The organism is Actinacidiphila sp. DG2A-62 (assembly GCF_035825295.1).
GTDB lineage: Bacteria > Actinomycetota > Actinomycetes > Streptomycetales > Streptomycetaceae > Actinacidiphila.
In genome coordinates this window covers 5,261,190-5,287,845 of sequence record NZ_JAYMGI010000002.1, presented here as the reverse complement: position 1 = coordinate 5,287,845, position 26,656 = coordinate 5,261,190, and the positions used below count along the sequence as shown (strand labels likewise).

Genomic DNA, 26,656 nt, shown 5'->3' with positions numbered 1-26,656 from the left:
GTGGGGGTGATACCCACACCGTACGACCGTCAGCGCGTCGCGAAGGGCCGGTCGGTGGGCACGATCTCCTTGCCCAGCGGCATCAGCGACAGCGGGATCAGCTTGAAGTTCGCGATGCCGAACGGGATGCCGATGATCGTCACGCACAGCACCAGGCCGGTGACGATGTGGCCGAGCGCCAGCCACCAGCCGGCCAGGATCAGCCACAGCACGTTCCCGACGAACGAGGGCGCGCCGGCGTCACGGCGCTCGACCGCGGTGTAGCCGAACGGCCAGAGCGCGTAGATGCCGATCCGGAAGGCCGCGATGCCGAACGGGATGCCGATGATCGTGATGCACAGAACCAGGCCGGCCAGGAGGTAGGCCAGGCACATCCACAACCCGGCCAGGATCAGCCAGATGACGTTCAGGATCGTCCTCACCGGGGACCTCCGGCCATTTCCTCGAGGCGCTCGATGCGCTGTGCCATGGGCGGGTGGGTGGAGAAGAGCTTCGAGACGTCGCCCGGGCGGAACGGGCTGGCGATCATCAGGTGGCTGGTGGTCTCCAGTCGCGGCTCGGGCGCCAGCGGACGCTGCTTGGTGCCGACGTCGAGCTTGCGCAGCGCCGAGGCCAACGCCAGCGGGTCGCCGGTGAGCCGGGCGCCGGAGGCGTCCGCCTCGTACTCGCGCGAGCGGGAGACGGCGAGCTGGATCAGGGAGGCGGCCAGCGGGCCGAGGATCATCAGCATGAGCATGCCGAGGATGCCGGGGCCGTCGTCGTCGTCCGAGCGGCCGATGGGGATGAACATCGCGAACTGCGCCAGGAAGACGATCGCCGAGGCCAGCGCGCCGGCCACCGAGGAGATCAGGATGTCGCGGTTGTAGACGTGGCTCAGCTCGTGGCCGATCACGCCGCGCAGCTCGCGCTCGTCCAGGATCTCCATGATGCCCTCGGTGCAGCACACCGCCGCGTGCCGGGGGTTGCGGCCGGTGGCGAAGGCGTTGGGCGCCTCGGTCGGGGATATGTACAGCCGCGGCATGGGCTGGCGGGCGCTGGTCGACAGCTCGCGCACGATCCGGTAGAGCCCGGGCGCCTCGATCTCGCTGACCGGCCGGGCGCGCATGGAGCGCAGCGCCAGCTTGTCGCTGTTCCAGTACGCGTACGCGTTCGTGCCCAGGGCGACGACGAGCGCGATGATCAGGCCCGTGCGGCCGAAGAAACTGCCGATGAGCAGGATGACGGCCGACAGAACGCCGAGCAGTACGGCGGTCTTCAACCCGTTGTGCCGGCTGTGCACGGCGCCCTCCAAAATTCTGCGGCGGGGGACCCTCCCCCTTCAGGAGAACCTCCTACCCATGCCAACGCCACCTGAGCGCCGCCGGTTCCCCCGCGTCCCCGCGGCGCCGGCGTAGCGGCTGGTCAGAGCAGAGTGCCCTGGGCGTATCTCAGCACGATCTGCGGTGCGCCGGACAGCACCAGTCCGGTAACGGCGGTCAGCGCGATGGCCGCGCCGAGCGCGAAGGGGGTGCCGGCGACCGCCGCCGCGGCTCCTGGGCGTACGGGCTCGGCACCCGCCCCGGCGCCCGCTGCCGTCCCGGAGCCCGCGTCCGCGTCCCCCGGTCGGGTGAACAGCAGCGCGGTCCAGCGCAGGTAGTACACGAGTGCGATCACCACGTTGACGGCCATGATCACCGCGAGCCAGCCGTGCTGCGCGCCCACCGCGGAGGAGAAGACGACGACCTTGGCGAACAGTCCGACCACGCCCGGCGGCAGCCCGGCCAGGCAGAGCAGGAAGAAGCCGAGGGCGAGCGCGGCGAGCGGCCGCGCGGCGTACAGGCCGCGGTAGTCGGCGAGCCGCCCGGCCGGGGCGCCGCGGGTCACCAGCGCGGCGACGGCGAAGGCGCCGAGGTTCACCACGCCGTACATCAGCGCGTACGCGACGGTGGCGCCGATCTCGTGCGCCGGGTCGTGGGCGGAGGAGGCGGCGGCCATGGGCACCAGCAGGTAGCCGGCCTGGCCGATGGAGGACCAGGCCAGCAGCCGGACCGCGCCGCGCTCGGCGTCCGGACTCTGCCGCAGCGCGCCGACGTTGCCGACCGTCATGGTCAGCGCGGCCAGCACGCCCAGCGCCGGGCCCCACACATGGTGGTAGGGCCGGAAGGCGATCACCGTGACCAGGATCAGCCCGGAGAAGCCGGCCGCCTTGCCGACCACCGAGAGGTACGCGGCGACGGGCAGCGGGGCGCCCGCGTAGGTCTCCGGCACCCAGAAGTGGAAGGGCGCGGCGGCCAGCTTGAAGGCGAAGCCGACCAGGGTGAGGGCGGCGCCGACCTTGGCTAGGTGGTCCAGCTGGCCGGGGGCGTGGGTCAGCCCCGCGGCGACCCCGGAGAGGTTGACGGTGCCGGTGGCGGCGTAGACGAAGCTGATGCCGAGCAGCGAGACGGCGGTGGCGGTGACCGAGGACAGGAAGAACTTCAGCGCGGCCTCGCTCGCCGTGCGGTCGCCGCGGCGCAGGGCGACCAGGGCGAACGCGGGCAGCGTGGTGACCTCCAGCGCCACGATCAGCGTGATCAGGTCGCGGGAGGCGGGCAGCAGCGCGGCGCCCGCGGCTGAGGAGAGCAGCAGGAACCAGTACTCCCCGGCGGGCGCCTGGGCGCGCCTGCCGGACTGCGGGGCGACGGGCGCGTCGGTGGACCCGGCGGTCACCGACAGCAGGGCGGTGAGCAGCCCGCCGCCGAGCACCAGCACCTGGAGGACGAGGGTGAAGTGATCGGCGGCGTAGGAAGCGGTCTGAGCACAGGATGCACCCGGGGTCTGACAGAAGGTGGCACGGTGGCCGTCACGCAGCGGGATCAGGGTCAGCCCGGCGGCGAGGAAGCCGGCCGCGGTCACCCAGCCGAGCAGCGGTTTGCGCCGTTCGGGCAGGAAGAGGTCGGCGACCAGCACCACCACGGCCAGGCCGGCCGGGATCACCACCGGGGTCAGCGCCGTCCAGTCGACGGACTGCACGAGGGACGGCATCAGTTGCCTCCGAGCAGGGAGCGTACGGCGGGGTCGGTCAGCCCGAGCAGGACCGCGGGCCACAGGCCGGCCACGACGGTGAGGGCGGCCAGCGGGGTCCACGCGGCGAACTCGTAGCCGCGGACGTCGGCGGTGGCGGGCACGGCCTCGGCGGTGGCGCGCTCGCCCATGCACACCCGGCGGACCACGGTCAGCAGGTACGCGGCGGTGAGCAGGGTGCCGAACGCGGCGACGGCGGTGAAGGTGAGGTAGGCGGGCCTGCTGAGGTTCCCGCCGGGCTTGAACGCGCCGAACATCGCGAGCATCTCGCCCCAGAACCCGGCCAGGCCGGGCAGGCCGAGCGAGGCGACCGCGCCGAACGCGAGCAGGCCGCCGAGCCGGGGCGCGCGGCCGTAGAGCGCGGCGCCGGTGCGGCCGGCGAGGTGGTCGAGGTCGCTGGAGCCGTACCGGTCCTTCAGTCCGCCGACGAGGAAGAAGAGCAGGCCGGTGATCAGGCCGTGGGCGATGTTGGCGAACAGCGCGCCGTTCACGCCGGCCGGGCTGAGCGAGGCGATGCCGAGCAGCACGAAGCCCATGTGGCCGACCGAGGAGTACGCGATGAGGCGCTTGAGGTCGCCGCCGTTGCCCTGCCGGGCGAGCGCGAGGCAGGCCAGCGATCCGTAGACGATGCCGACGACGGCGAAGGCGGCGAGGTAGGGGGCGAAGGTGTGCATGCCGTCGGGGGCCATCGGCAGCAGGACGCGGACCAGGCCGTAGGTGCCCATCTTCAGCAGGACGCCGGCCAGCAGCACCGAGCCGGCCGTCGGCGCGGCGGTGTGCGCGTCGGGCAGCCAGCTGTGCAGCGGCCACATCGGGGCCTTCACGGCCAGGCCGAGGCCGATGGCGAGGACCGCGATCAGTTGCGTGGAGTGACCGAGCGACGACCCGTTGTCAGTGGCGAGTGCCACCATGTCGAACGTGCCCGCTTTCACGCCGATGAGGAGCAGGCCGAGCAGCATGATCACGGAACCGAGGACGGTGTAGAGGATGAAGCGCAGTGCGGCCCGGCCCGCGGTCTCGGGGCGGTCTCCCCGCCCCAGCGGGCGATGAGGAAGTACATCGGGATCAGCACGGTCTCGAAGGCCAGGAAGAACAGCATCAGGTCGAGCACCGCGAAGGTCGCCAGCGTGCCCGATTCCAGCAGCAGGATCAGCGCCACGAAGGCCTTGGGCGAGGGGCCTTCCGGCATGTGGAAGTAGGAGTAGAGCGCGCACAGGAAGGTCAGGAGCGCGGTCAGCACGAGAAGGGGGAGCGAGATGCCGTCGACGCCGAGGTGGAGATGGATGCGCAGGGCCGGGATCCAGTCGAGGTCCGTGGTGGCCTGCATCCGGGCCGGGTGGTCGTGGTCGAAGCCGGCCGCGAGGACGAGCACGAGCACGAGCACCGCGCCGGTGACGGTCACGCCGTGCCGCAGGACGGCCTGGCCGGGGTCGCGGCCGCGCAGTCCGGGGGGCGCGGGCAGCAGCGCCGCGACCGCGCCGAGCAGCGGCAGCACGAGGATCGCCGCGAGCAGGTACTGGAGTGCGGTGTCGTTCACGGGATCTCACGTTCCGACGGCGACGAGGACGGCGAGCACGACCGCACCGGCCAGCAGCGCGCTGAGGTATGTCTGGACGTTTCCGGTCTGCGCGCGGCGGACGGCCGCGCCCAGCAGCCGCGGCAGGCCGCCGGCGCCGCGGACGTACGTCTCCACGACGTCGCGGTCCAGGAAGCGGACCAGGTTCGCGGCGGCGAGCACCGGGCGGACGAAGAGGAGCGCGTACACGGCGTCGAGGTGGAAGCCGCGGGCGGCGTGCCGGTGCAGCGGGCCGAGCAGCAGCCGGCCGGGGTCGCCCGGGTCGTCGGAGGCGGCGATGTCGCCGTACACCCGGGCGTGGGCCTCGATGGCCTCGGCCTCGACGCGCTCGGGCTCGGCGTCGGCCGGCTCGGCGACCACGGCGCCCATCGGGTGGGCGCGGCGCACCGCGGCGGTGGCCTGCCAGGCCACGTACGCGACGGCGACGCCGACCAGGGCGAGCCCGGTGCCGAGCACCCCGGTGACGAGGGTGGGGCCGAGCGGCGCGCCGCCGAACCAGTCGGGCAGCTCGCGGTACGCCAGGCCGCCGAAGGCGATGGTCGGCACCGCCAGCACCCACAGCACACCGGTCATGGCGGCCGGCTGCCTGCCGTGGTCGGGGGCCTGCGGGCCGCTGCCGCGGAAGGCGAGCAGGAACAGCCGGGTCGCGTATCCGCCGGTCAGCACCGCGGTGGCCAGGCCCGCCACGAGGACGGTCCAGCCGACCGCGGACGGCACCAGCGGGGTGTCGCCGGAGGAGGCGTGCTCCGCGGCGCGCAGCACCGACTCCTTGGAGAAGAAGCCGGACAGCGGCGGCAGCGCGGCCAGGGCGGCGAGCGCGATGCCCATCGTCCACATCGCGTCGGGGGCGCGCTTGGCGAGCGAGCCCGTCCGCGCCATCGCGGTGAGGGAGTTGGTGCCGGCGGCGTGGATGACCGCGCCCGCGGCGAGGAACAGCAGGGCCTTGAAGGCGCCGTGGGACAGGAGGTGGAAGACGGCGGCGTCGCGGTCGCCGACGGCCAGGGCGCCGGCCATGTAGCCGAGCTGGCCGATGGTGGAGTAGGCGAGCACCCGTTTGATGTCGTCCTGGGCGAGGGCGGCCAGCGCGGAGCCGACCATGGTCACCGCGGCCATCGCGGCGAGCACCGCGAGGGCGGCGGCGGACGCGGTGAACACCGGCAGCAGCCGGGCCACCAGGTAGACGCCGGCGGCCACCATGGTCGCCGCGTGGATCAGCGCGGACACCGGGGTCGGGCCGGCCATCGCGTCGGGCAGCCAGGTGTGCAGCGGGAACTGCGCGGACTTGCCGGCGACGCCGGCGAGCAGCAGCAGCGCCACCACGGTCGGGTGGGTCAGCTCGTGGTGGACGGCGGCGGTGAGGATGCCGTTGATCCGGAAGGTGCCGGCGTCCGCGGCCAGCGCGAACACGCCGATCAGGAACGGCACGTCGCCGAGCTTGGTGACCAGGAACGCCTTGATCGAGGCGGCGCGGGCGGTCTCGGTCTCCCAGTAGTGGCCGACGAGGAAGTACGAGCAGATGCCCATGACCTCCCAGCCGACCAGCAGGACCATCAGGTCGCCGGTGTAGACGACCAGCAGCATCGCGGAGGTGAACAGCGAGACCAGGGCGGCGTAGGACGGGTAGCGCGGGTCGTCGCGCAGATAGGAGACGGAGTAGAGCTGGACGCAGGTGGCGACCAGGCCGACCAGGACGGCGACGAGGACGGCGAAGCCGTCCAGGTGCAGGGCGAGGTCGATCGGCACGGTGCCGGTGGCGGTGAGCCGGTGCGCGGCGTCGTGCGGCGCGCCGGTGCCCTGCCGGGCGGCGACCGCGACGGCCACGGCGAACGACGCGAGGGTGGGCAGCAGCGCGAGCGGCCGGACGAAGCCGGGTGCGCTGCGGCCCAGCAGCAGCCCGGCGACCGCGCCGAGGAACGGCAGGAGGGGGACGAGCGCGGCAAGGGCGGTCAGGGTCACGCGGTGGCCTCGGCCTTCTCCTCGTCGCCCGTCGGTCCGGGGTCGGCGCGCGGGTCGGGGTGCGCGGGCCCGGGCCGGTCGGCGAGGGCGGTGAGGCGGTCGATGTCGGAGCTGCCGCGGTTGCGGAAGACCAGCAGCACGATGGCCAGGCCGAGCCCGATCTCGGCGGCGGCGATGGTGATGGTGAACAGGGTGAGCGCCTGGCCGGCGTGGAGGGTGTCGCGCAGCCACACGTCGAAGGCGACCAGGTTGAGATTGACGGCGTTGAGCATCAGCTCGACGGACATCAGGACGAGGATCGCGTTGCGGCGGGCGAGCACCCCGTAGCCGCCGACGCAGAACAGGAGGACGGCGAGGACGGCGGGATAGGCGAGGTGCATCAGTTCTCCTTGCCGGCCGGCTGGCGGCGGCGCTGGGGCCGCGCACAGTAACGCTCGGGCCGGCCGTGGCGCTCGGGCTCGCGCCCGGGGCGGCCGGGGCGGCGGTGCTCGCGGTCTCGCCGGTGTCGCGGCGGGAGAGCACGATCGCGCCGACCAGCGCGGCCAGCAGCAGCACCGACAGCGCCTCGAAGGGCAGCACCCAGTGCCGGAAGAGGCTCACGCCGGTCGCCCGGGAGGAGCCCTGGGCGGCGCCGTGCAGGTCGATCCAGGTGGAGCGGAAGGCGTCGACGACCACCCACACCAGGGTGATTGCGGCCGCCGCGGCGACGCCGAGGGCGACCCAGCGGTTCTCGGAGTCGGCGTCCGGGGACCGGCCGATGGGCGCCTTGGTCAGCATCAGGCCGAACAGCAGGAGGACGACGACGGAACCGACGTAGACCAGCACCTGGACCCAGGCGATGAACTCGGCGGTGAGCAGCAGGTACTCGACGGCCAGGCCGCCGAGGGCGACGACCAGCCACAGCGCGGCGTGCACGAGCTGCCGGGTGGTGACGGTCAGCAGCGCGGCGCCGAGGGTGGCGAGGCCCACGAGCACGAAGGTGATCTCGACGCCGGTGGGCGAGAGGAAGCCGGGGTGGTGGGCGGCGGCCGAGAGGTGGACGGCCGCGCCGCCGGAGGGACGGCCGGGAGCGCCGAGGGAGTAGGCGGCAAAGAGGGTCATGTGCCGTCCTCCCCCGCCTCGCGGCGGGCCGCGGCGGCCTTCTCCGCGGCCTTGCGGGCGGCGGCCACCTCCTTGGGCTCCTCGGCCGCGGGGTCGAGGGCCGGCGGCGCGGGCACCGTCCACATCCACGCGCGCAGTTTGTCGCGCTCGTGGGTGAGGTCCAGGATGTCCGTCTCGGCGTACTCGAACTCCGGTGACCAGAACAGCGCGTCGAAAGGGCACACCTCGATACAGATACCGCAGTACATGCAGAGGGAGAAGTCGATGGCGAAGCGGTCGAGGACGTTGCGGCTGCGCTCGCGCCCGCCGGGCGCGGCGGGCGGCACGGTCTCCTTGTGCGAGTCGATGTAGATGCACCAGTCCGGGCACTCGCGGGCGCACAGCATGCAGACCGTGCAGTTCTCCTCGAACAGCGCGATCACGCCGCGGCTGCGCGGCGGCAGTTCGGGCAGCGCGTCGGGGTACTGCGCGGTGACGGACCGCTTGGTCATGGTCCGCAGGGTGACGGCCAGGCCCTTGGCCAGACCGGTTCCGGGGATCCCCATGGTCAGGAGGTCACCACCTTCACGACGCCGGTCAGGGCGATCTGGGCGAGCGAGAGCGGGATCAGCACGGTCCAGGCGAGCTTCTGCAACTGGTCCTCGCGCAGCCGGGGGTAGCTGACCCGCAGCCAGATCACCGCGAAGGAGAGCACCGCGGTCTTCAGCAGCGTCCACAGCCAGCCGACGCTGCCGGACCACGGGCCGTGCCAGCCGCCGAGGAAGAGCACCGCGGTCAGGCCGCTGAGCACGACGATGCCGGCGTACTCGGCGAGCAGGAACAGCGCGAAGCGCAGGCCGGTGTACTCGGTGTACGCGCCGAAGATGATCTCGGAGTCGGCGACCGGCATGTCGAACGGCGGCCGTTGCAGCTCGGCGAGCCCCGCGGTGAAGAACACCAGGCCGCCCACGAGCTGCCACAGCGTCCACCACCAGTGATACGACTCCACGATGCCGGGCAGCGACAGGGTGCCGGCGGCCATCGCCACGGAGGCGGCGGCGAGCAGCATCGGCAGCTCGTACGCCATCAGCTGGGCGGCCGTGCGCAGGCCGCCGAGCAGCGAGAACTTGTTGGCCGAGGCCCAGCCGGCCATCAGCGAGCCGAGCACGCCGACGCCCATCACGGCCAGGACGAAGAACAGTCCGGCGTCCAGCGCCTGGCCGACGAAGCCGTCGGGGCCGACCGGGATCGCGATCAGCACCAGCAGGTACGGCAGCAGGGCGACGGCCGGCGCGAGCTGGAAGACGCGGCGGTCGGCGTCGGCCGGCACCACGTCCTCCTTCTGCGCGAACTTCACGCCGTCGGCGACGAGTTGGGCCCAGCCGTGGAAGCCGCCGGCGTACATCGGGCCGAGCCGGCCCTGCATGTGCGCCATCACCTTGTGCTCGGTCTGACCCACCAGCAGCGGGAACACCAGGAACACGACGAGCACGGCGACCAGCCGCAGGACGACGTCCAGCGTGTCGTTCACGTCGTGCCTCCGGCAGGGGGGTCGGCGGGCGGCTCGGGATCGGTCCCGGACGCCGGGTCGGTCGCAGGCGGGGGCTCGGGCGCGGGTCCGGCCTCGGGCTCAGGCGCGGGCCCGGCCTCGGGCTCAGGCGCGGGTCCGGGCTCAGGGGCGGGCTCGGGCCCCGGCTCGGCAGGCGGGCGGCGGCGTTCTGGACGCGCCTCACGCGGCTCACGCGGCTCGCGGGGCTGCTCCCAGGGGGCGTCGGCGGTGCGTTTGCGCGGCGGCGCGGCCTCGGCGCCGCCGGAGGCACCGGGCGCGTCCGGAGCCGGCGGGGCGGCGGGGGTGTTCGGGGACGGCGGAGTGGTCGGCGGCTGCGCGGCCTGCTGCTCCTGCTGGCTCGCGGAGCCCGCCGACGCGCTGCGCATCCGTCGCGGCGGCCGCTCGCCCGCCGCGGCGCGCGGACCCGCGCCCGCGCGGGGCGTACGGGCCGGGGCCGGCGGCAGCTGGCCCTTGAGCGGGCCCCACTCGTTCGGGTCGGGCACGCCGGGCGGCAGCATCTGGCGCCGCTTGGGCCCGCCGTCGTGGGACTCGCCCGGCTCCTTCGCGCCGGGCCACGCCTTGGCGACCCGCGCGGCCAGCACGAAGTCCTTGCGCAGCGGGTGCCCCTCGAACTCCTCGGGCAGCAACAGCTTGGCCAGCCCCGGGTGTCCGGGGAAGTCCACGCCGAACATCTCGTGCGTCTCGCGCTCGTGCCAGGCCGCACCCGGGTAGACGCCGGTCGCGGTCGGCACCGCGGCGGACTCGTACGGCACGGTCGTCCGCAGCAGCAGGCGCCGTACGCGCGCCGGCCCGCCCGCGCCAGCCGTATCGCCCGCGGCAGCCGTACCGCCCGCGGAACGCCCGGAGACCTCCGGCTCACCCGCGCCGCCCGTGCCGCCCGGCCCACTCCCGCCGCCCGCACCACCCGGCTCGGCCGCGCCGCCCGGCCCGCTCAGCGCGACCACGTGCGCGCACACGCGGAAACCGGCTCCGGGCTCGTCGACCGCGCTGAGCCAGTCGAAGAAGGTGCAGCCGAGGTCGTCGCGGGCAATGGTCAGCGCGGCGGTCCAGGACTGCGCGGGGACGTCGACGGTCAGCAGGTCGTAGGCCAGTTCGCCGGTCGCGCCGTCGCCGAAGACCTCCGCCGCCGCGTCGGGCAGCCGGTCGAACAGGCTCATCGCTCCCCCGCCTTCGGACCGGGACGGTCCTCGGCTGGCCGGCCGTGCCGCCGGGTCCGGCGGGCGGGGTCACCAGCCCGCTGGTCACCGCGGCGGCCGGGGCGCGCCGGCTCGCGCCGCCCCCGCCCGCGCCGGCACCCGCACCCGCACCCGCACCCGCGTACCGCTCGCCCAGCGACTCGCGCGCGATCTTCTCCTGGAGCTTGAGGATGCCCTGGAGCAGCGCCTCGGGCCGCGGCGGGCAGCCGGGCACGTAGACGTCGACCGGGATGATCTGGTCGACGCCCTTGGTCACCGAGTAGGAGTCCCAGTACGGGCCGCCGCAGTTGGAGCAGGCGCCGAAGGAGATCACGTACTTCGGCTCGGGCATCTGCTCGTACAGCCGCTTGACGGCGGGCGCCATCTTGTCGGTGACCGTGCCGGAGACGACCATCAGGTCGGCCTGGCGGGGGCCGGGCGCGAAGGGGATCACGCCGAGCCGGATGAAGTCGTGCCGGGCCATCGACGCGGCGATGAACTCGATCGCGCAGCAGGCGAGGCCGAAGTTGAAGACCCACAGGCTGTAGCGGCGGCCCCAGTTGAGGACCACCTTCATCGGCTCGGGGGCGAGCCTGGCCAGCGGGCCCAGTCTGCGCGGCTCTGGCAGCAGTTCGGGCCCACGCCCGCCCGCGTCCGCGCCGCCGCCGACGGCCACGCCGCCGCCCGCGTCCGCGCCGCCGTTCACCTGCCCGCTCACGTCGTCGTTCCCGTCATCGTTCCCGTTGTCGTTCACGCCCATTCGAGTACGCCCTTCTTCCAGGCGTACAGCAGCCCGACCGCCAGGAAGCCGATGAAGACGAACATCTCCACCAGCGTCGTGCCGCCGAATCCGGGCATCGCGAACACCGTGGCCCACGGGAAGAGGAAGATCGCGTCCACCGCGAAGATCACGTAGAGGTACGCGTAGACGTAGTAGCGGATCTGGGTGTGCGCCCAGCCCTCGCCGACCGGGTCGACGCCGCACTCGTACGTGAGCATCTTCTCCTGCGTCGGCACCACCGGCCGCAGCAGCCGGCCGCCCGCGAAGGCGGCGACCACGAAGAGCACACCGACCACCGCGACCAGGCCGACCACCGAGTAACCGTGGAAGTAGCCGTGGAACCGGTCGTGGGAGTCCACTGGGTCCGCCCTCGTTCCCTCTCGATCCGGATGGATCTTTGCACGATTTATACGGAGGGAGAGTCTAGGCCCTGGCGAAAACGCGCTGACAGCCGTACCGCACTGCGATACGGCTCACAGCCGGCGCGGCGTCGCCCCGGCGCGCCGAGTCCCCTCGAAGGGGGGATAACCCCACCCCGCCCGGAGCGTGCTCCCCATGGCGCCGGCCGCCCCCGGACCGGCACGATCTCCCCATGAACACCTCGCCGCCGACCGCCCGCCGCGCCACCGTCACGACCGACCCACTGCCGCCGCCGCGGTTCGCGTTCGAGACCGCGACGTGGAAGGAGGTCGGTTACCTGCTGCTGAACCTGCCGATGGTGATCGTCGGCTTCGTCTACGTGGTGACGATGCTGTCGGTGGGCCTGGGCCTGGCGGTCACCGTCATCGGGCTGCCGCTGCTCGCCGCCGGCCTGGCGGGCTGCCGGCTGCTCGGCAAGGTCGAGCGGGCCAGGGCCCGGGATCTGCTGGGCGTGCGCGTGGAGGAGCCGACGCCGCTGCCGCGCGGCCGGATGGGCTTCCTGCGCTGGCTGTGGGCGGCGCTGAAGGACCCGGTGGGGTGGCGGCACGCGCTGTACTTCGCGGCCCGCCTGCCGTGGGGCATCGTGACCTTCGTGATCACGCTGACCTCGCTGTTCGTGGCGTGGCCGATCCTGCCGTTCCTGTCCCGGGGCATGACGACGGTGGACCGGGCGATGGTCCGCGGCCTGTTGCAGCCCTCGGACGAACTGGAGCGGCGGATCGCCGAGCTGGAGTCGGACCGCGGCGTCGTGGTGGACACGGCGGCGGCCGACCTGCGGCGGATCGAGCGCGACCTGCACGACGGCGCCCAGGCCCGCCTGGTCGCCCTCGCGATGGACCTCGGCCTGGCCAAGGAAAAGCTGCTGGAGGACCCGGAGGCCGCGGCGAAGATGGTGGGCGACGCGCACGGCGAGGTGAAGATCGCCCTGCAGGAGCTGCGCGACCTCGCCCGCGGCATCCACCCGGCGATCCTCACCGACCGCGGCCTGGACGCGGCGCTGTCGTCGGTGGCCACGCGCTGCACCGTGCCGGTCTCGGTCACCGTCGACCTGCGGGCGCGGCCGGCCGAGGCGATCGAGGGCATCGCCTACTTCACCGTCTCCGAGCTGCTGCAGAACGTCTCCAAGCACAGCAGGGCGCGCAGCGCCTCGGTGGACGTGTGGCGCGCCGACGACCGGCTGATGATCCAGGTGCGGGACGACGGGCAGGGCGGCGCGGACACCTCGGGCGGCACCGGCATGGCCGGCCTCGCCGAGCGGCTGGGCTCGGTGGACGGGCTGTTCGTCGTCAACTCGCCGGTCGGCGGCCCGACCGTGGTGACCGCGGAACTGCCGTGGCGCGACCGGGACTTCCGGAAGACCGCGCAGCCGCGTCGCTGAGCCGCGGGCACGGCGCGAGCCGGCCGGGGGTCGCCGCTCCCGGGGCGCGATCCGGTCGCGGGCCGGGACCGCCGCGTCCGGGGTGGGGCTAACCCCACCCCGAAGAGGCCGATCCGCACCATGGGTACGGGCACGCGTTCCGGCCACCCTGGACGTATGACGAGCAGCGCGGAAAGGACGGTCCCGACCATGGCGTACGGCTTCTCGCCGCAGGAACGCGCATCCGAGCGCCACACCGGGAGCACCGGCACCGGCACCGGCACCGGCCGGAACCTGCGCGACCGTGACCCGCGCGACCGCGACCTGTCCGACCGCGACCTGTCCGACCGCGACCTGCGCGACGGCGACCTGCCCGGCCAGGGCCCGCGCCGCGAGGCCCGCCCGCACCGGCTGCCCCCGGTGCTCCGCGCCCCCTTCGAGGCGCGGACCTGGCGCGAGTTCGGCTACCTGCTGCTGAACCTCCCGATGTGCCTGGTCGGCTTCGTCTGGACGGTCACGATGCTGGCGGTGGGCGCGGGCCTGCTGGTGACCTTCGTCGGGCTGCCGCTGCTGGCGCTCGCGCTGGCCGGCTGCCGCGCGGTCGGCCGGGTGGAGCGGTCCAGGGCGCGCGCGCTGCTCTGGCTGGACGTCGAGGAGCCGGGCCGGCCGCCCGCCGGGACCGGGGGCTGCTCGGCCGCCTCGGCGCGCAGCTGGGCAGCGGCACGAACTGGCGGCACGTGGCGTACTGCCTGCTGCACTTCCCGTGGGGCATCGCCACCTTCTCGGTGTCGGTCAGTTTTTTGGTCTACGGCTGGGGGCTGCTGACCTACCCGCTGTGGCGGTGGGTGTTCCCGGTCTACTTCGGGCAGGACGGCCTCCAGGTCTACGGCAGTGACGACGGCCGGCACGGCTGGTGGCTGCACACCCCCGCGGACATGCTGCTGTGCGTGGTGGTCGGCGGCGCGCTGGTGCTGGCGGGGCCGTGGCTGATCCGCGGCATGGCGCACGTGGACCGGTTCATGGTGAGCGGGCTGCTCGGGCCGTCCCGGCTGGCCTCCCGCGTCACCGAACTGGAGTCGGACCGCGGGGTGGTCGTCGACACCGCGGCCGCCGACCTGCGGCGGATCGAGCGCGACCTGCACGACGGCGCCCAGGCCCGCCTGGTCGCCCTCGCGATGGACCTCGGCCTGGCCAAGGAGAAGCTGCTGGAGGACCCGAAGGCGGGCGCGGCGATGGTCGAGGAGGCGCACGGCGAGGTGAAGATCGCCCTGCAGGAGCTGCGCGACCTCGCCCGCGGCATCCACCCGGCGATCCTCACCGACCGCGGGCTCGGCCCGGCGCTGTCCGCGGTCGCGGCGCGCTGCACGGTCCCGGTGACCGTCACGGTCGACCTGCCAGGCCCGGCCGGTGCCGGCGATCGAGGGCATCGCCTACTTCACCGTCTCCGAGCTGCTGCAGAACGTCTCCAAGCACAGCGGCGGCTCGCGCGCCTGGGTCGACGTCTGGCAGGTCGAGGACCGGCTGATGCTGCACGTCGGCGACGACGGCCGGGGCGGCGCGTCCGCCGACGCGGGCTCCGGCCTGGCGGGACTCGCCGAGCGGCTGGACTCCGTCGACGGCGTGCTCGTCGTGGACTCCCCGCGCGGCGGACCGACCCGCATCACCGCCGAGCTGCCCTGGCGTTCCTGACCCCCGGCGGGTCGGCGGGGCCCGCGCGGGACCGGCCGCGCGAGTCCCCCGGCCCCCTCTCGGGGCGGGACGCCCCCGGCCCGCGGTACGCCTGCGGCGCGCGGTACGCCTCCGGCCCGCGGTACGCCCGCGGCGTGCTTCTCGCCGGGCGGTCAGGCGGGGCGGACCGCGAGCAGCGTCTTGCCGACGTTCGCGCCGGCCTGGAGCACCTCGTGGGCCCGCGCGGCCTCGGCCAGCGGCAGCTCGGAGGTGACGTCGACGCGGATCGCGCCCGAGGTGAGCAGGGAGAGCGCGGCCAGGGCGTGGGAGCGCACCGTGCCGGGTGCGCGGCGGGCGAGGTCGCGGATGTCGTAGCCGGCCACGGAGCGGTTGTTCTCCCGCAGGCCGCGCACCGGGACGCTGAGGTCGGGGCGGCGGGCCGCCTCGCCGTAGACGACCAGCCGGCCGAAGGGCGCGAGGGCCGCCAGGCCGGCCAGCCGGGCCGGGCCGCCGACCGGGTCCAGCACGACGTCGAAGCCGGCGCCGCCGTCGTCGAGGCCGGCGTCGAGACCGGCGTACGCCCGCGCAAACGCTCCCGCCGCCGATCCGGCCGACGCCTCGCCGTACCTCCCCGCGGACCCGGCGGACACCTCGCCGTACGTCCCCGCCGCCGTCCCCGCGAACGCCGCCGCGAAGTCCTCGCGCAGGTGCACCGCGTCGTACCCGAACCGCTTCGCGTAGTCCGTCTTCGCGGCCGAGCCGACCGTGCCGTGCACCCGGGCGGCGCCGAGCGCGCGGGCCATCTGGGCGGCGGCCGAGCCGACCCCGCCGGCCGCCGCGTGGATGAGGACCGAGTCGCCGGCGGCCAGCCGCGCCGCGCCGGTCAGCAGCCCGTAGGCGGTGGTGAGCCCGAGCCCCGCGCCGCCGCCGTCGCGCAGCGACACGCCGTCCAGCGGGAAGGCGAACACCGCGGGCGCGACCGCGTACTCCGCGTAGCCGCCGCCGTCGGGGAGGTAGGCGGCGACCGGGTCGCCGAGGGCCGCGCCGGCCACGTCGGGCCCGACCTCGGCGATCTCGCCGGAGACCTCGAACCCGGGAACGGCGATGCCGTCGGGTGCGCCGAAGTCGCCCAGCCGGTGCCGCACCTCGCCGTGGTTGACGCCCGCGTACGCGACCCGGATCAGCACCTCACCGGGGCCCGGGACCGGCACCGGCACCTCCACGGGCCGCAGCACCTCGGGACCGCCGTTGACGTCGAAACCGACCGCGCGCACGCGCTCTCCTCTCCTGGGCGCCGCAGGTCGCGGCGCCTTCGCTGACGGGCTCGCGCACCGGGCCTCCGGCGACGGAGCCGGGCGCAACCTTGCCCATGGCAAACCGTATTCCCCATCGGCCCGCCGTTGCTGGGATGCTGGGAGAGTCGGCGCGAAGAGCCGGCGGGCCGGACGGGCCGGACGGGGGCTGGAGAACGGTGGAGGACGAAGTGCGCGTGGTCATCGCCGAGGACTCGGTGCTGCTGCGGGAGGGGCTGACCCGGCTGCTGACCGACCGCGGCCATGACGTGGTCGCGGGCGTCGGTGACGCGGAGGGCCTGCTCAAGGCGGTGCGCGAGCTGGCCGACCAGGGAGCGCCGCCGGACGTGGTGGTGGCGGACGTGCGGATGCCGCCGACCCACACCGACGAGGGCGTGCGCGCGGCGGTGCAGCTGCGCAGGGACCACCCGGGCATCGGCGTGCTGGTGCTGTCGCAGTACGTGGAGGAGCAGTACGCCACCGAGCTGCTCGCGGGCAGCAGCCGCGGCGTGGGCTACCTGCTGAAGGACCGGGTGGCCGAGGTGCGGGAGTTCGTCGACGCGGTGGTGCGGGTCGCTGAGGGCGGCACCGCGCTGGACCCGGAGGTCGTCGCGCAGCTGCTGGGCCGCAGCCGCAAGCAGGACGTGCTGGCCGGGCTGACGCCGCGCGAGCGCGAGGTGCTGGGGCTGATGGCCGAGGGCCGGACGAACTCGGCGGTCGCCAAGCAGCTCGTGGTGAGCGACGGCGCGGTGGAGAAGCACGTCAGCAACATCTTCCTGAAGCTGGGGCTGGCGCCGAGCGAGGGCGACCACCGCAGGGTGCTCGCGGTGCTCACCTATCTGAACTCGTAGCGGGCAGGGCGCGCGGGCCAGCGGCTGGCCGGCGCGGGCCCGTCGCGGGTCCCGCCGCCCGCGCCCCCGCGGCCGGCCCGGAGCGCGACCTCCGCACGATCGCAGCGGGTCACTCCGGTTACTTCCACATTGCGGGACGTCCGGGGAGGTGACCCTCACCGTCGTACGATGACCGGTGAGCCGCCGCCTCGAAGCCGCCTCGAATGGGAGGTCCGTTTCCGTGACCAGCCAGGTCAGCAGCCCCGTCGACGGGGCGACACAACCCGTGGTGACCGACGTCCTCGGCGTACAGCGCAGTCCGTCGAAGGAGGTCAGGCGGCTGGACCGCGTGATCATCCGCTTCGCGGGCGACTCCGGTGACGGTATGCAGCTCACCGGTGACCGTTTCACCTCCGAGACCGCGTCGTTCGGCAACGACCTGTCGACGCTGCCGAACTTCCCGGCCGAGATCCGCGCGCCCGCGGGCACCCTGCCGGGCGTGTCCTCCTTCCAGCTGCACTTCGCCGACCACGACATCCTCACCCCGGGCGACGCCCCGGACGTGCTGGTGGCGATGAACCCGGCGGCGCTGAAGGCGAACCTGGCCGACCTGCCGCGCGGCGCGGAGATCATCGTCAACACCGACGAGTTCACCAAGCGCGCGATGCAGAAGGTCGGCTACGCGGCGAACCCGCTGGAGGACGGCAGCCTGGAGGCGTACGCGGTGCACCCCGTGCCGCTGACCACGCTGACCCTGGAGGCGCTCAAGGACAGCGGCCTGGCCCGCAAGGACGCCGAGCGGGCGAAGAACATGTTCGCGCTCGGCCTGCTGTCCTGGATGTACCACCGGCCGACCGAGGGCACCGAGGGCTTCCTGCGCACGAAGTTCGCCAAGAAGCCCGACATCGCCGAGGCCAACGTCGCGGCCTACCGCGCGGGCTGGAACTTCGGCGAGACCACCGAGGACTTCGCGGTCTCCTACCAGGTGCAGCCGGCCGCGAGCGCCTTCCCGGCCGGCACCTACCGCAACATCTCGGGGAATCTGGCGCTGGCCTACGGCCTGGTCACGGCCTCGGTGCGCAGCGGGCTGCCGCTGTTCCTCGGCTCCTACCCGATCACGCCGGCCTCGGACATCCTGCACGAGCTGTCCCGGCACAAGAACTTCGGCGTGCGGACCTTCCAGGCCGAGGACGAGATCGCGGCGATCGGCGCGGCGCTGGGCGCGGCCTTCGGCGGGTCGCTCGCGGTGACCACCACCTCGGGGCCCGGCGTGGCGCTGAAGTCCGAGACGATCGGCCTGGCGGTGTCGCTGGAGCTGCCGCTGCTGGTGGTGGACATCCAGCGCGGCGGCCCCTCGACGGGCCTGCCGACCAAGACCGAGCAGGCCGACCTGCTGCAGGCGATGTACGGGCGCAACGGCGAGGCGCCGGTGCCGGTGGTCGCGCCCGCGACCGCCGCCGACTGCTTCACCGCGGCGCTGGAGGCGGCCAGGATCGCGCTGACCTACCGCACCCCGGTGATGCTGCTGTCCGACGGCTACCTGGCCAACGGCTCCGAGCCGTGGCGCATCCCGGAGGCCGACGAACTGCCGGACCTGCGGGTGGAGTTCGCCTCCGCGCCGAACCACACGGCGGAGGACGGCAGCGAAACCTTCTGGCCGTACCTGCGCGACCCCGAGACGCTCGCCCGGCCCTGGGCGGTGCCCGGCACGCCCGGCCTGGAACACCGCATCGGCGGCATCGAGAAGCAGGACGGCACCGGCAACATCTCGTACGACCCGAAGAACCACGACTTCATGGTCCGCACCCGGCAGGCCAAGATCGACGGCATCGCGGTCCCGGACGTCGAGGTGGACGACCCGGACGGCGCCGCCCGCACGCTGGTGCTGGGCTGGGGCTCGACGTACGGGCCGATCACCGCGGCGGTCCGGCGGGTGCGGCGCGAGGGCGGCGCGGTGGCGCAGGCGCACCTGCGGCACCTCAACCCGTTCCCGGCCAACCTCGGCCAGGTGCTGCGGTCCTACGAGCGGGTGATCGTGCCGGAGATGAACCTCGGCCAGCTCGCACACCTGCTGCGGGCGACGTACCTGGTCGACGCCCGGTCGTACAACCAGGTCACCGGACTGCCGTTCAAGGCGGAGCAGCTGGCCGCCGCCATCACTGAGCTGAGCCAGGACCTCGGCGCGGGACCCACCGGGTCCGCCAAGGGGCTCGGCACCGCCGACGAGGAGCACGGGAATGTCTGACGCACTCGCACTGGTGCCCAAGGCACAGGCGCCGCAGACCATGAAGGATTTCAAGTCCGACCAGGAGGTGCGCTGGTGCCCGGGCTGCGGTGACTACGCGATCCTGGCCGCCGTGCAGTCCTTCATGCCGGAACTGGGCCTGGCCCGGGAGAACGTGGTGTTCGTCTCCGGGATCGGCTGCTCCTCGCGGTTCCCGTACTACATGAACACCTACGGCATGCACTCCATCCACGGGCGCGCGCCGGCCATCGCGACGGGGCTGGCGGCCTCGCGGCGGGATCTGAGCGTGTGGGTGGTGACCGGCGACGGCGACGCGCTGTCCATCGGCGGCAACCACCTCATCCACGCCCTGCGGCGCAACGTCAATCTGAAGATCCTGCTGTTCAACAACCGGATCTACGGACTGACCAAGGGCCAGTACAGCCCGACCTCGGAGATCGGCAAGATCACCAAGTCGACGCCGATGGGCTCGCTGGACGCGCCCTTCAACCCGGTGTCGCTGGCGCTGGGCGCCGAGGCGTCGTTCGTGGCCCGCACCATCGACTCCGACCGCAAGCACCTGCAGAGCGTGCTGCGGGCGGCGGCCCAGCACGAGGGCACCGCGCTGGTGGAGATCTACCAGAACTGCAACATCTTCAACGACGGCGCGTTCGACACGCTCAAGGACAAGGAGAGCGCGCAGGAGGCGCTGATCCGGCTGGAGCACGGGCAGCCGATCCGCTTCGGCGCGCCCGCGGCGGACGGCCTGGGCGGCAAGGGCGTGGTACGCGACCGGGCGACCGGCGACCTGCGGGTGATCGACGTGGCCGCCGAGGGCGCCGACGAGGTGCTGGTGCACGACGCGCACGCGCCGTCGCCGACGAACGCCTTCGCGCTGTCCCGGCTGGCCGACCCGGACACGCTCTTCCACACCCCGGTGGGCGTGCTGCGCGACGTCGCGCGGCCGGTCTACGACGTGGACATGGCCGAGCAGTTGCGGCAGGCGCAGACCCGGCAGGGCGAAGGCGACCTGGGCAAGCTGCTGGCCGGCAACGACACGTGGACGGTGGTCGGCTGACGCCGCCTGGGGGCCCCGTCCGGGACGGGGGCGTCCTTCGGACCCGCCGCGACGCCGCGCACGCCTAGTGCGCGGCGTCGTACGTCTTCTGGGCCTCGGCCACGTCGGGCGCGTGCACGGCCGTCCACTCGGTGAGCGCCCGCACCAGCGCGGCGGCCTGCGCGCCGAGCGGGGTGAGCGCGTAGTCGACGTGCGGCGGGATGACGGGGCGGGCGTGCCGGCTGACGAGACCGTCGCGCTCCAGCACCCGCAGCGTCTGGGTCAGCATCTTCTCGCTGACGCCCGATATCGCCCGGCGCAGCTCGCTGAAGCGGCGTGACTCCTCGGGGCCGTCGGACAGCTCAAGGAGCACCAGGACGCCCCAGGTGCTGGTGACGTGCTCCAGGATGGCCCGCTCCGGGCAGCCGCGCTCCAGCTTCTCCGCGATCCTCACCGCACTTACCTTCATGTACGTACCATACGTCAAGGTGGGTACTTTCCCGAAGTTAGTGCTCGCGTTACGGTGGCTCACGTGGACGGTCAACCGTCGCATATGCGCATATGTCTCTGCGCACACCCTGAACCCACCGCTGGAACTGGAGCCCTCATGAGCATCGTCGTCACCGGAGCCACCGGCCACCTCGGCCGCCTGGTCATCGCGGACCTGCTGGAGCGCGGCGTCGCGCCCGGCGACATCGCGGCGGTCGTCCGGGACGAGGCCAAGGCCGCCGATCTGGCCGCGCGCGGCGTCGAGCTGCGGGTGGCCGACTACGACCGCCCGGAGAGCCTGACGGCCGCCGTCCACGCCGGCGACAAGGTGCTGCTGATCTCCGGCAGCGAGGTCGGCAAGCGCGTCCCGCAGCACCGGGCGGTGATCGACGCGGCGAAGGCGGCGGGCGTCGCCCTGCTCGCCTACACCGGCATCCTGGGCGGCCCGAAGGCCGATCTGAAGCTGGCCGACGAGCACAAGGCCACCGAGGAGCTGATCCTCGCCTCGGGGCTGCCGTACGTCTTCCTGCGCAACGGCTGGTACACCGAGGTCTACGTGCAGAACCTGGGCACGGTGCTGGAGCACGGCGCGGTCGTCGCCAGCGCCGGGGACGGCCGGGTCGCCTCGGCCGCCCGCGCCGACTACGCCGCGGCGGCGGCCGCGGTGCTCACCGGCGAGGGCCACGAGAACACCGCGTACGAACTGAGCGGCGACGTGGCGTGGAGCTTCGCGGAGTACGCCGCGGCGGTCTCCGAGGCGACCGGCCGGGACATCGCCTACCGCAACGTCTCCCCCGCCGAGCACAAGGCGATCCTGGTCGGCGCGGGCCTGCCGGAGGCCTTCGCCGACCTCCTGGTCGACGTGGACGCGGCCATCTCGCGCGGCGTGCTGGCGGGCGGCTCGGACGACCTGGCCCGGCTGATCGGCCGCCCGACGACGCCGATGCCGCAGACGGTGGCCGCGGCCGTGAAGGGCTGAGCCGCGGCCGTCTCCGGGGCCGGCGCCGGGTGGGGGTGCGGAGTGCGCCGGGCCCGGGGTCCGGCTCCCGCGGGCGGCTTCCGGCCGTCGTCCGCACCCGGGCTGTCATGACCGTACCGTGATACGGACCTGGCAGCCCGGCCCCGTGACCGCTACCGTCGTTGCCCGGGACGGGCGCACGGAGGGAACGGGCCGATGAGCGAGCAGCGGGCTGGACTGGCGTACGGCTTCGCGGCCTACGGGATGTGGGGGCTCTTCCCGCTGTACTGGCCGCTTTTGGAGCCGGCCGGCGCGATGGAGATCCTGGCGCACCGGATGGTGTGGTCGCTCGTGGTCGTCGCGGTGGCGCTGCTGGTGGTGCGGCGCTGGGCGTGGCTGGCCGAGCTGGTCCGGCAGCCGCGGCGGCTCGCGCTGGTGGCGCTGGCCGCGGCGCTGATATCGGTCAACTGGGGCATGTACATCTGGGGCGTCAACTCCGGGCACGTCGTGGAGTCCGCGCTCGGCTACTTCATCAACCCGCTGGTCACCATCGCGCTGGGCGTGGTGGTGCTGCACGAGCGGCTGCGTCCGGCGCAGTGGGCGGCGGTCGGCATCGGGGTGCTCGCGGTCGCGGTGCTCACCGTGGGCTACGGGCGGCTGCCGTGGATCGCGCTGACCCTGGCGTTCTCCTTCGGGCTCTACGGGCTGGTGAAGAAGAAGATCGCGCTGGGCGGGCTGGAGTCGCTGGGCGCGGAGGCGTCGGTGCAGTTCGTGCCGGCCTTCGTCTTCCTGATGGTGCTGGGCGCGCGCGGCGACTCCACCTTCGCCTCGCACGGCGCCGGGCACGCCTCGCTGATCGCCGTCAGCGGGCTGATCACCGCGCTGCCACTGGTGTGCTTCGGCATGGCGGCGAACCGGCTGCCGCTGTCCACGATCGGCCTGGCGCAGTACCTCACGCCGGTGATCCAGTTCCTGCTGGGTGTGCTGCACTTTCACGAGAAGATGCCGGCCGAGCGCTGGGCCGGCTTCCTGATGGTGTGGGCGGCGCTCGTGGTGCTGACCGCCGACGCGCTGCGGGCGGCCCGGCGCGGACGCGCGGCCCTCGCGGCGGCGGCCGCGGCGGCCACGGCGGCGGGGGTCGCGGGCGCGGCGGGCGTGTCCGGCGGCGCGGCGGGGAACGGGACGGTGGCGGGCGGGACGGCCGCCGGTCAGGCGGTGACGTCGCGGGTGGTGAAGCGGGACCAGGCGGCGGAGCCGAACACCGCGGCGTAGAGCGCCTGCAGGCCGAGGTTCCGCACGATGCCGTCCCACTGGACGGGCGCGCGCAGGACGTCGGCGAAGCTCAGCCAGTAGTGCGGGAACAGATACGGCTGCACGGCGTGCAGCTGCGGGATCGTGTCGACGATCTGCACGGTGATCAGCAGTCCGACGGTCGTCGCCATCGCGCCGATCCCGCTGTCGGTGAGCGTGGAGACGAACAGCCCCAGCGCGGCGATGCCCACCAGCGAGGCCGCCACCAGCAGTGCGATCAGCAGCGCCCGCAGCATGCCCTGGGACAGGCCGATCGTGGTGCCGGACAGCGTCGTGACGTCCCCGACCGGGAACAGCGCGAACCCCACCGCCAGCCCCGACACCGCGACCACGAGCGTGGCCGCCACGCAGAACACCAGCACCGAGGCGTACTTCACCAGCAGCAGCCGGGTCCGGCCTGCCGGCGCGACCAGCAGATAGCGCAGCGTGCCGCCGCCGGCCTCCCCCGCGACCGCGTCGCCGGCCACCACACCGACCGCCATCGGCAGGAAGAACGGCAGCGTCGCGGCCAGGGCGGCGAAGGTCAGGAACAGGCCGTTGTTGCTGACCTGTTCGATGAACGCCGGGCCGTTCCCGTCGCCGCGCCCCGCGGAGCCGCCGTCCCGCGTCTCGATCTTCACCGCGATGCCGACCAGCAGCGGCACGCCCGCCAGCACCAGGAACAGCGCGAGCGTCCGCCACCGCCGGAACACCGTGACCAGCTCCGACCGGAACAGCCCCCACGACCAGCTCCACCGCGGCCCCCGCGAGGCCCCTGCCGGCGGCACGGAGGCGACCGGCTCGGCGGGAGCCGCCGGAGACGCGGAGGCGGCCGGGGACGCCGCCGCTGCCGGAGACGCCGGGGATGCGGAGGCGGGGGCGGCCGGGCGGGGCGCGTCGGCCGGGGACGCCGGCGCGGCCGGGGACGCCGGGGACGGGGAGACGGGCGCGGCCGGGCGGGGCGCGTCGGCGCCGCTCGCGGACGCGGGAGCGGCCGGCGCCGGGGCGGCCGGGCGGGGGGTGCCGTTCGGCGGCGGGGCGGCCGGGCGGGGCGTGCCGTTCGGCGCCGGGGCGGGCGGGGGCGGGGTGGGGCCGCCGTGCTCGGGGGTCGGGACGTCGGCTCCTGGTTCAGCCCGCGACATCGAAACCCTCTCCGGTCAGGGCCACGAACGCGTCCTCCAGCGAGGCGCGTTCGACGCCGAAGCCGCGCACCCGCACTCCCGCGCGGACCAGCGCCGCGTTCAGCTCGGCCAGGTCGGGCGGGTCGGCCGGCAGGTCGCCGGTGACCCGGGGGCTCGCGCCGGCCGGACCCGCGCCCGCCCCGGCGCCCGGGTCCGTGGCCAGACCCGTGACGCCGTGCGCGGCGAGGACCTCGGCCGCCCGCCCCGGATCGGGCGTGGTGACCGCAAGCCTGCCACGGGTGCCCGCGGCCAGTTCGGCGACCGGTCCCTGGGTGAGCAGCCGGCCGCGCGCCATCACCGCCGCGTGCGTGCAGACCTGCTCGATCTCGTCCAGCAGGTGCGAGGAGAGGAAGACGGTGGTGCCGTCCGCCGCCAACTCCCGCACCAGCCCGCGGATCTCCCGCATGCCCTGCGGGTCCAGCCCGTTGGTCGGCTCGTCCAGCACCAGCAGTTCGCGCGGCTGGAGCAGCGCGGCGGCCAGCCCGAGCCGCTGCTTCATGCCCAGCGAGTACGCCTTGGCCTTCTTGCCCGCCGCCGCGGCGAGCCCCACCCGGTCCAGGGCCGCGCCGACCCGGACGGACCGGGTGCGCGGATCGGCGGTGGGGTCGGCCGCGTCGAACCGCAGCAGATTGTCCCGGCCGGACAGGAACCCGTAGAGCGCGGGGCCCTCGATCAGGGCGCCGACCTTCGGCAGCACGCTGCGGGAGGCGCGGGGCATCGGCCGGCCCAGCACCCGGGCGCTGCCCGCGGTCGGCGCGATCAGCCCCATCAGCATCCGGATGGTGGTGGTCTTGCCCGAGCCGTTCGGCCCGAGGAAACCGAAGACGCTGCCGCGCGGCACCCGCAGGTCCAGCCCGTCCACCGCGAGGGTCCCGCGGTACCGCTTGGCCAGCCCCCGGGTCTCGATCACCACCGCGCCGTCCCCGGCGTCCCCGCTGCCCACCGCGTCCGCGCCATGCGGGCCACCCGAGGCGATCCCGCCGCGCGCCGAGCCCGTCCCCGCGCCGCCCGTCCCGTCCGCGTCCGTCTCCGCACCTCCGTCCTCTCTCCGCGCCCGACCCTCACCACGTCCGGCCTCCGGCTCCCGCTTCCCGCCTTCGGCCTCCCACTTCCGGCTTCCTACTTCGCCGCCGCGTTCGCCGCGTCGGTGAGCGCGCTCTGGGTGACCGCGCCGACGTAGAGCGTGCCCTTGTCGGTGAGCAGGGCGTTGACCAGCCGGGTGTGGAACACCGTGCCGCTGCCGAACGCGCCGCTGACCTGCTTGCCGAAGCTGTTCAGCAGCGACTGGGCGTCACCGCCGTCCTTCCCGTGGTCGCGGGAGCCACCGAAGAGGCCGCCCGCGCCGCCCGGACCCGACTTGCCGGTCTTGTCGAGCGCGCCGCCCGGCGAGCTGATGACGGCTATGGAGTCCCAGCCCTTGCCCAGCACGGTCGGCCGGCCGGCAGCGCCGTCCGCGGCCCGCCGGTCGCCGCCGGACCACGGCCGGTCCTGAGCGCCGCCGCTGTGCGCGGTGCCGCCCTCGGTGACCTTGGACCCCTTGGGCGGGGTGAAGTCGAAGGTCGAGGCCGCCGGCTTGCCGAAGCCGACCTTGGTGAAGCCGATGTCGAAGACCGCCTTGCCGCCGCCCTTGGGCGCGAGCGTGAACTTTAGCGGCACCCCGGTCTTGGAGTCGACCGCGATCCGTATCGAGCCGACCGTCGTGGTGGTCGCGTGCTGCGGGGTGACCAGCAGTTCGTAGGCGCTGTGGCCGGCGACCCGGGCCGTGCCGTCGACGGTGAACGAGGCGGTGCCGTCGGCCGCCTTGAGCAGTTGCCGGGCGGCTTCCTGCGGGGTCGCCGGGACCCCGCCGAGGTCGCCGGAGCCGGGCGAGGCGCCGTCCTCGCCCGGGTGGCGGGCGTCGGCCGGCAGGGTCTGGTGGTAGACGTCGCCGGACTTGCTGTCGTAGGCCCACACCTGTGTGCCGTTGTGGATCACGCTGTACTCGGCGGCCGGCTCGATCAGCGAGAGCTTCTGCCGGTCCTGGCCGTCGGCGGCCACGTGCAGCGTGTGGGTGCCGGCGAGCAGTTCGGTGAGCTTGGCCTGCGGCGCCGCGGCCGAGCCGCCCTCGCCCCGGCCGCCGGGCGCGCTGTCGGAGGCCCCCGCGCCCCCGAACAGGCCGGCCGCCGAACCCCCGGACAGGGCCGAGGGCAGGCCGAGGTCGGTGGTGACCTTCACCGTGCCGTCCACGGTCTGGGTGTCGGACGCGGCGATCTTCGTCAGCAACTGCTCCGCGGTGATCGAGGGCAGCGAGGGGTCGCCGCTGTCGGCGAGCGCGGGCACCAAGCTGATGGTCGCCGCGGCCACGCCCGCCACCGCGACGGGCACGGCGTACCGCGCCGCCTTGCGTCGTCGCCGCGTCGCGGCGTCGGCCGGCTCGTGATCGGCGTACGGCGCCGACAGGTCCGCTCGGTCCGGCTGACCCGGCTGGTCCGGCTGAGCCGGCTGGTCCGGCTGAGCCGGTTGGATCGGTGCCATTGCTTGTCTACCTCCGTCGTCGCGGCGGTCGGTCTGCTGCGCACTCGTCCACTCCCCCGGGCCCATTGTCGCCCGGTCCGCCGTGAAGTGGCGTATCCATCACAGCAAAACCGCCGGCGCGGCACATCAGCCGCCGGATGCAACCGTGCGTACTCCCGCGGTATGACGCGACCCCGACCCGTACCCGCCAGGGCGC

General features: G+C 74.1%; 20 protein-coding genes and 5 pseudogenes. 8 read left to right on the top strand and 17 right to left on the bottom strand.

The genetic code is table 11. The annotated features are described in order from the left end of the window. Positions 1-29: 29 nt before the first annotated feature. The 12 genes and pseudogenes from VSR01_RS23720 to VSR01_RS23665 all read right to left on the bottom strand — a co-directional run bounded on the left by VSR01_RS23720 (position 30) and on the right by VSR01_RS23665 (position 11,539). On the bottom strand, positions 30-422 hold the full coding sequence (locus VSR01_RS23720; protein WP_326451166.1) for a YccF domain-containing protein: 393 nt from the start codon (positions 420-422) through the stop codon (positions 30-32). Continuing rightward, entirely contained in the window at positions 419-1,279 is an 861-nt protein-coding gene (htpX, locus tag VSR01_RS23715) for a zinc metalloprotease HtpX (protein WP_326451165.1), read from the bottom strand. The genes VSR01_RS23720 and htpX overlap by 4 nt, the downstream gene beginning before the upstream one ends. 122 nt (positions 1,280-1,401) lie before the next feature. Further along, positions 1,402-3,003: an NADH-quinone oxidoreductase subunit N gene (locus tag VSR01_RS23710; RefSeq protein WP_326451164.1), complete on the bottom strand. Its 1,602-nt coding sequence runs from the start codon at positions 3,001-3,003 to the stop codon at positions 1,402-1,404. Next, positions 3,003-4,579, bottom strand: a pseudogene (locus tag VSR01_RS23705) (complex I subunit 4 family protein). Before VSR01_RS23705 ends, VSR01_RS23710 begins: the two are co-directional and overlap by 1 nt. A 6-nt stretch (positions 4,580-4,585) precedes the next feature. Beyond that, positions 4,586-6,574 carry an NADH-quinone oxidoreductase subunit 5 family protein gene (locus VSR01_RS23700; RefSeq protein WP_326453781.1) on the bottom strand — a complete coding sequence of 663 codons (1,989 nt, stop codon included), beginning with the start codon at positions 6,572-6,574 and terminating at the stop codon, positions 4,586-4,588. Then, positions 6,571-6,954: an NADH-quinone oxidoreductase subunit NuoK gene (gene nuoK, locus VSR01_RS23695; RefSeq protein ID WP_326453780.1), complete on the bottom strand. Its 384-nt coding sequence runs from the start codon at positions 6,952-6,954 to the stop codon at positions 6,571-6,573. The genes VSR01_RS23700 and nuoK overlap by 4 nt, the downstream gene beginning before the upstream one ends. A 91-nt stretch (positions 6,955-7,045) precedes the next feature. Next, positions 7,046-7,675, bottom strand: a pseudogene (locus VSR01_RS23690) (NADH-quinone oxidoreductase subunit J family protein); the annotation flags it as partial. Further along, a complete protein-coding gene (locus VSR01_RS23685) occupies positions 7,672-8,220 on the bottom strand; it encodes a NuoI/complex I 23 kDa subunit family protein (RefSeq protein ID WP_326451163.1) in 549 nt (182 codons plus the stop codon). The pseudogene VSR01_RS23690 and the gene VSR01_RS23685, both read right to left, overlap by 4 nt. A 2-nt stretch (positions 8,221-8,222) precedes the next feature. Beyond that, positions 8,223-9,185: an NADH-quinone oxidoreductase subunit NuoH gene (nuoH, locus tag VSR01_RS23680; protein ID WP_326451162.1), complete on the bottom strand. Its 963-nt coding sequence runs from the start codon at positions 9,183-9,185 to the stop codon at positions 8,223-8,225. Next, complete coding sequence (locus VSR01_RS23675; protein WP_326451161.1) at positions 9,182-10,381, bottom strand: NADH-quinone oxidoreductase subunit C; 1,200 nt, start codon at positions 10,379-10,381, stop codon at positions 9,182-9,184. Before VSR01_RS23675 ends, nuoH begins: the two co-directional genes overlap by 4 nt. Positions 10,382-10,418: 37 nt before the next feature. Continuing rightward, positions 10,419-11,159 (bottom strand): annotated as a pseudogene (locus tag VSR01_RS23670) (NADH-quinone oxidoreductase subunit B); the annotation flags it as partial. Further along, positions 11,150-11,539, bottom strand: coding sequence for an NADH-quinone oxidoreductase subunit A (locus tag VSR01_RS23665; protein WP_326451160.1), 390 nt, complete (start codon positions 11,537-11,539; stop codon positions 11,150-11,152). The pseudogene VSR01_RS23670 and the gene VSR01_RS23665, both read right to left, overlap by 10 nt. Positions 11,540-11,772: 233 nt before the next feature. On the opposite strand from VSR01_RS23665, the gene VSR01_RS23660 reads away from it, so the two are divergent. From VSR01_RS23660 to VSR01_RS37905, 3 genes and pseudogenes are all read left to right on the top strand, one after another. Continuing rightward, positions 11,773-12,978, top strand: coding sequence for a sensor histidine kinase (locus tag VSR01_RS23660; RefSeq protein WP_326451159.1), 1,206 nt, complete (start codon positions 11,773-11,775; stop codon positions 12,976-12,978). A 120-nt stretch (positions 12,979-13,098) separates the two neighbouring features. Next, positions 13,099-13,934 (top strand): annotated as a pseudogene (locus VSR01_RS23655) (sensor domain-containing protein); the annotation flags it as partial. Beyond that, positions 13,929-14,646: pseudogene (locus VSR01_RS37905) on the top strand (sensor histidine kinase); the annotation flags it as partial. The pseudogenes VSR01_RS23655 and VSR01_RS37905, both read left to right, overlap by 6 nt. Before the next feature lie 152 nt (positions 14,647-14,798). Here the strand turns inward: VSR01_RS37905 and VSR01_RS23640 are convergent. Continuing rightward, complete coding sequence (locus tag VSR01_RS23640) at positions 14,799-15,899, bottom strand: quinone oxidoreductase family protein (protein WP_326451157.1); 1,101 nt, start codon at positions 15,897-15,899, stop codon at positions 14,799-14,801. 209 nt (positions 15,900-16,108) lie between these two features. On the opposite strand from VSR01_RS23640, the gene VSR01_RS23635 reads away from it, so the two are divergent. From VSR01_RS23635 to VSR01_RS23625, 3 genes are all read left to right on the top strand, one after another. Then, on the top strand, positions 16,109-16,768 hold the full coding sequence (locus tag VSR01_RS23635) for a response regulator transcription factor (RefSeq protein ID WP_326453779.1): 660 nt from the start codon (positions 16,109-16,111) through the stop codon (positions 16,766-16,768). 220 nt (positions 16,769-16,988) lie between these two features. Then, on the top strand, positions 16,989-18,992 hold the full coding sequence (locus tag VSR01_RS23630; RefSeq protein ID WP_326451156.1) for a 2-oxoacid:acceptor oxidoreductase subunit alpha: 2,004 nt from the start codon (positions 16,989-16,991) through the stop codon (positions 18,990-18,992). Continuing rightward, on the top strand, positions 18,985-20,049 hold the full coding sequence (locus tag VSR01_RS23625; RefSeq protein WP_326451155.1) for a 2-oxoacid:ferredoxin oxidoreductase subunit beta: 1,065 nt from the start codon (positions 18,985-18,987) through the stop codon (positions 20,047-20,049). Before VSR01_RS23630 ends, VSR01_RS23625 begins: the two co-directional genes overlap by 8 nt. 64 nt (positions 20,050-20,113) lie before the next feature. Here VSR01_RS23625 and VSR01_RS23620 read toward each other — a convergent pair whose 3' ends face one another. After that, entirely contained in the window at positions 20,114-20,497 is a 384-nt protein-coding gene (locus VSR01_RS23620; RefSeq protein ID WP_326451154.1) for a winged helix-turn-helix transcriptional regulator, read from the bottom strand. A 138-nt stretch (positions 20,498-20,635) separates the two neighbouring features. Here VSR01_RS23620 and VSR01_RS23615 point away from each other — a divergent pair, with 138 nt between their 5' ends. Together VSR01_RS23615 and rarD are read left to right on the top strand one after the other, a co-directional pair. Further along, positions 20,636-21,496 (top strand): SDR family oxidoreductase, encoded by an 861-nt coding sequence (locus VSR01_RS23615; protein WP_326451153.1) that lies wholly within the window; start codon positions 20,636-20,638, stop codon positions 21,494-21,496. Between the two features lie 195 nt (positions 21,497-21,691). Then, entirely contained in the window at positions 21,692-22,747 is a 1,056-nt protein-coding gene (gene rarD, locus VSR01_RS23610) for an EamA family transporter RarD (RefSeq protein ID WP_326451152.1), read from the top strand. Here rarD and VSR01_RS23605 read toward each other — a convergent pair. The 3 genes from VSR01_RS23605 to VSR01_RS23595 all read right to left on the bottom strand — a co-directional run bounded on the left by VSR01_RS23605 (position 22,684) and on the right by VSR01_RS23595 (position 26,460). Continuing rightward, positions 22,684-23,553 (bottom strand): ABC transporter permease, encoded by an 870-nt coding sequence (locus tag VSR01_RS23605; RefSeq protein WP_326451151.1) that lies wholly within the window; start codon positions 23,551-23,553, stop codon positions 22,684-22,686. The two genes, rarD and VSR01_RS23605, sit on opposite strands and share 64 nt — an antisense overlap. Positions 23,554-23,893: 340 nt before the next feature. Continuing rightward, positions 23,894-24,889, bottom strand: a complete 996-nt coding sequence (locus VSR01_RS23600; RefSeq protein ID WP_326451150.1) for an ABC transporter ATP-binding protein — start codon at positions 24,887-24,889, stop codon at positions 23,894-23,896. 176 nt (positions 24,890-25,065) lie between these two features. Beyond that, positions 25,066-26,460, bottom strand: a complete 1,395-nt coding sequence (locus tag VSR01_RS23595) for a LolA family protein (protein ID WP_326451149.1) — start codon at positions 26,458-26,460, stop codon at positions 25,066-25,068. Positions 26,461-26,656 lie beyond the last annotated feature (196 nt).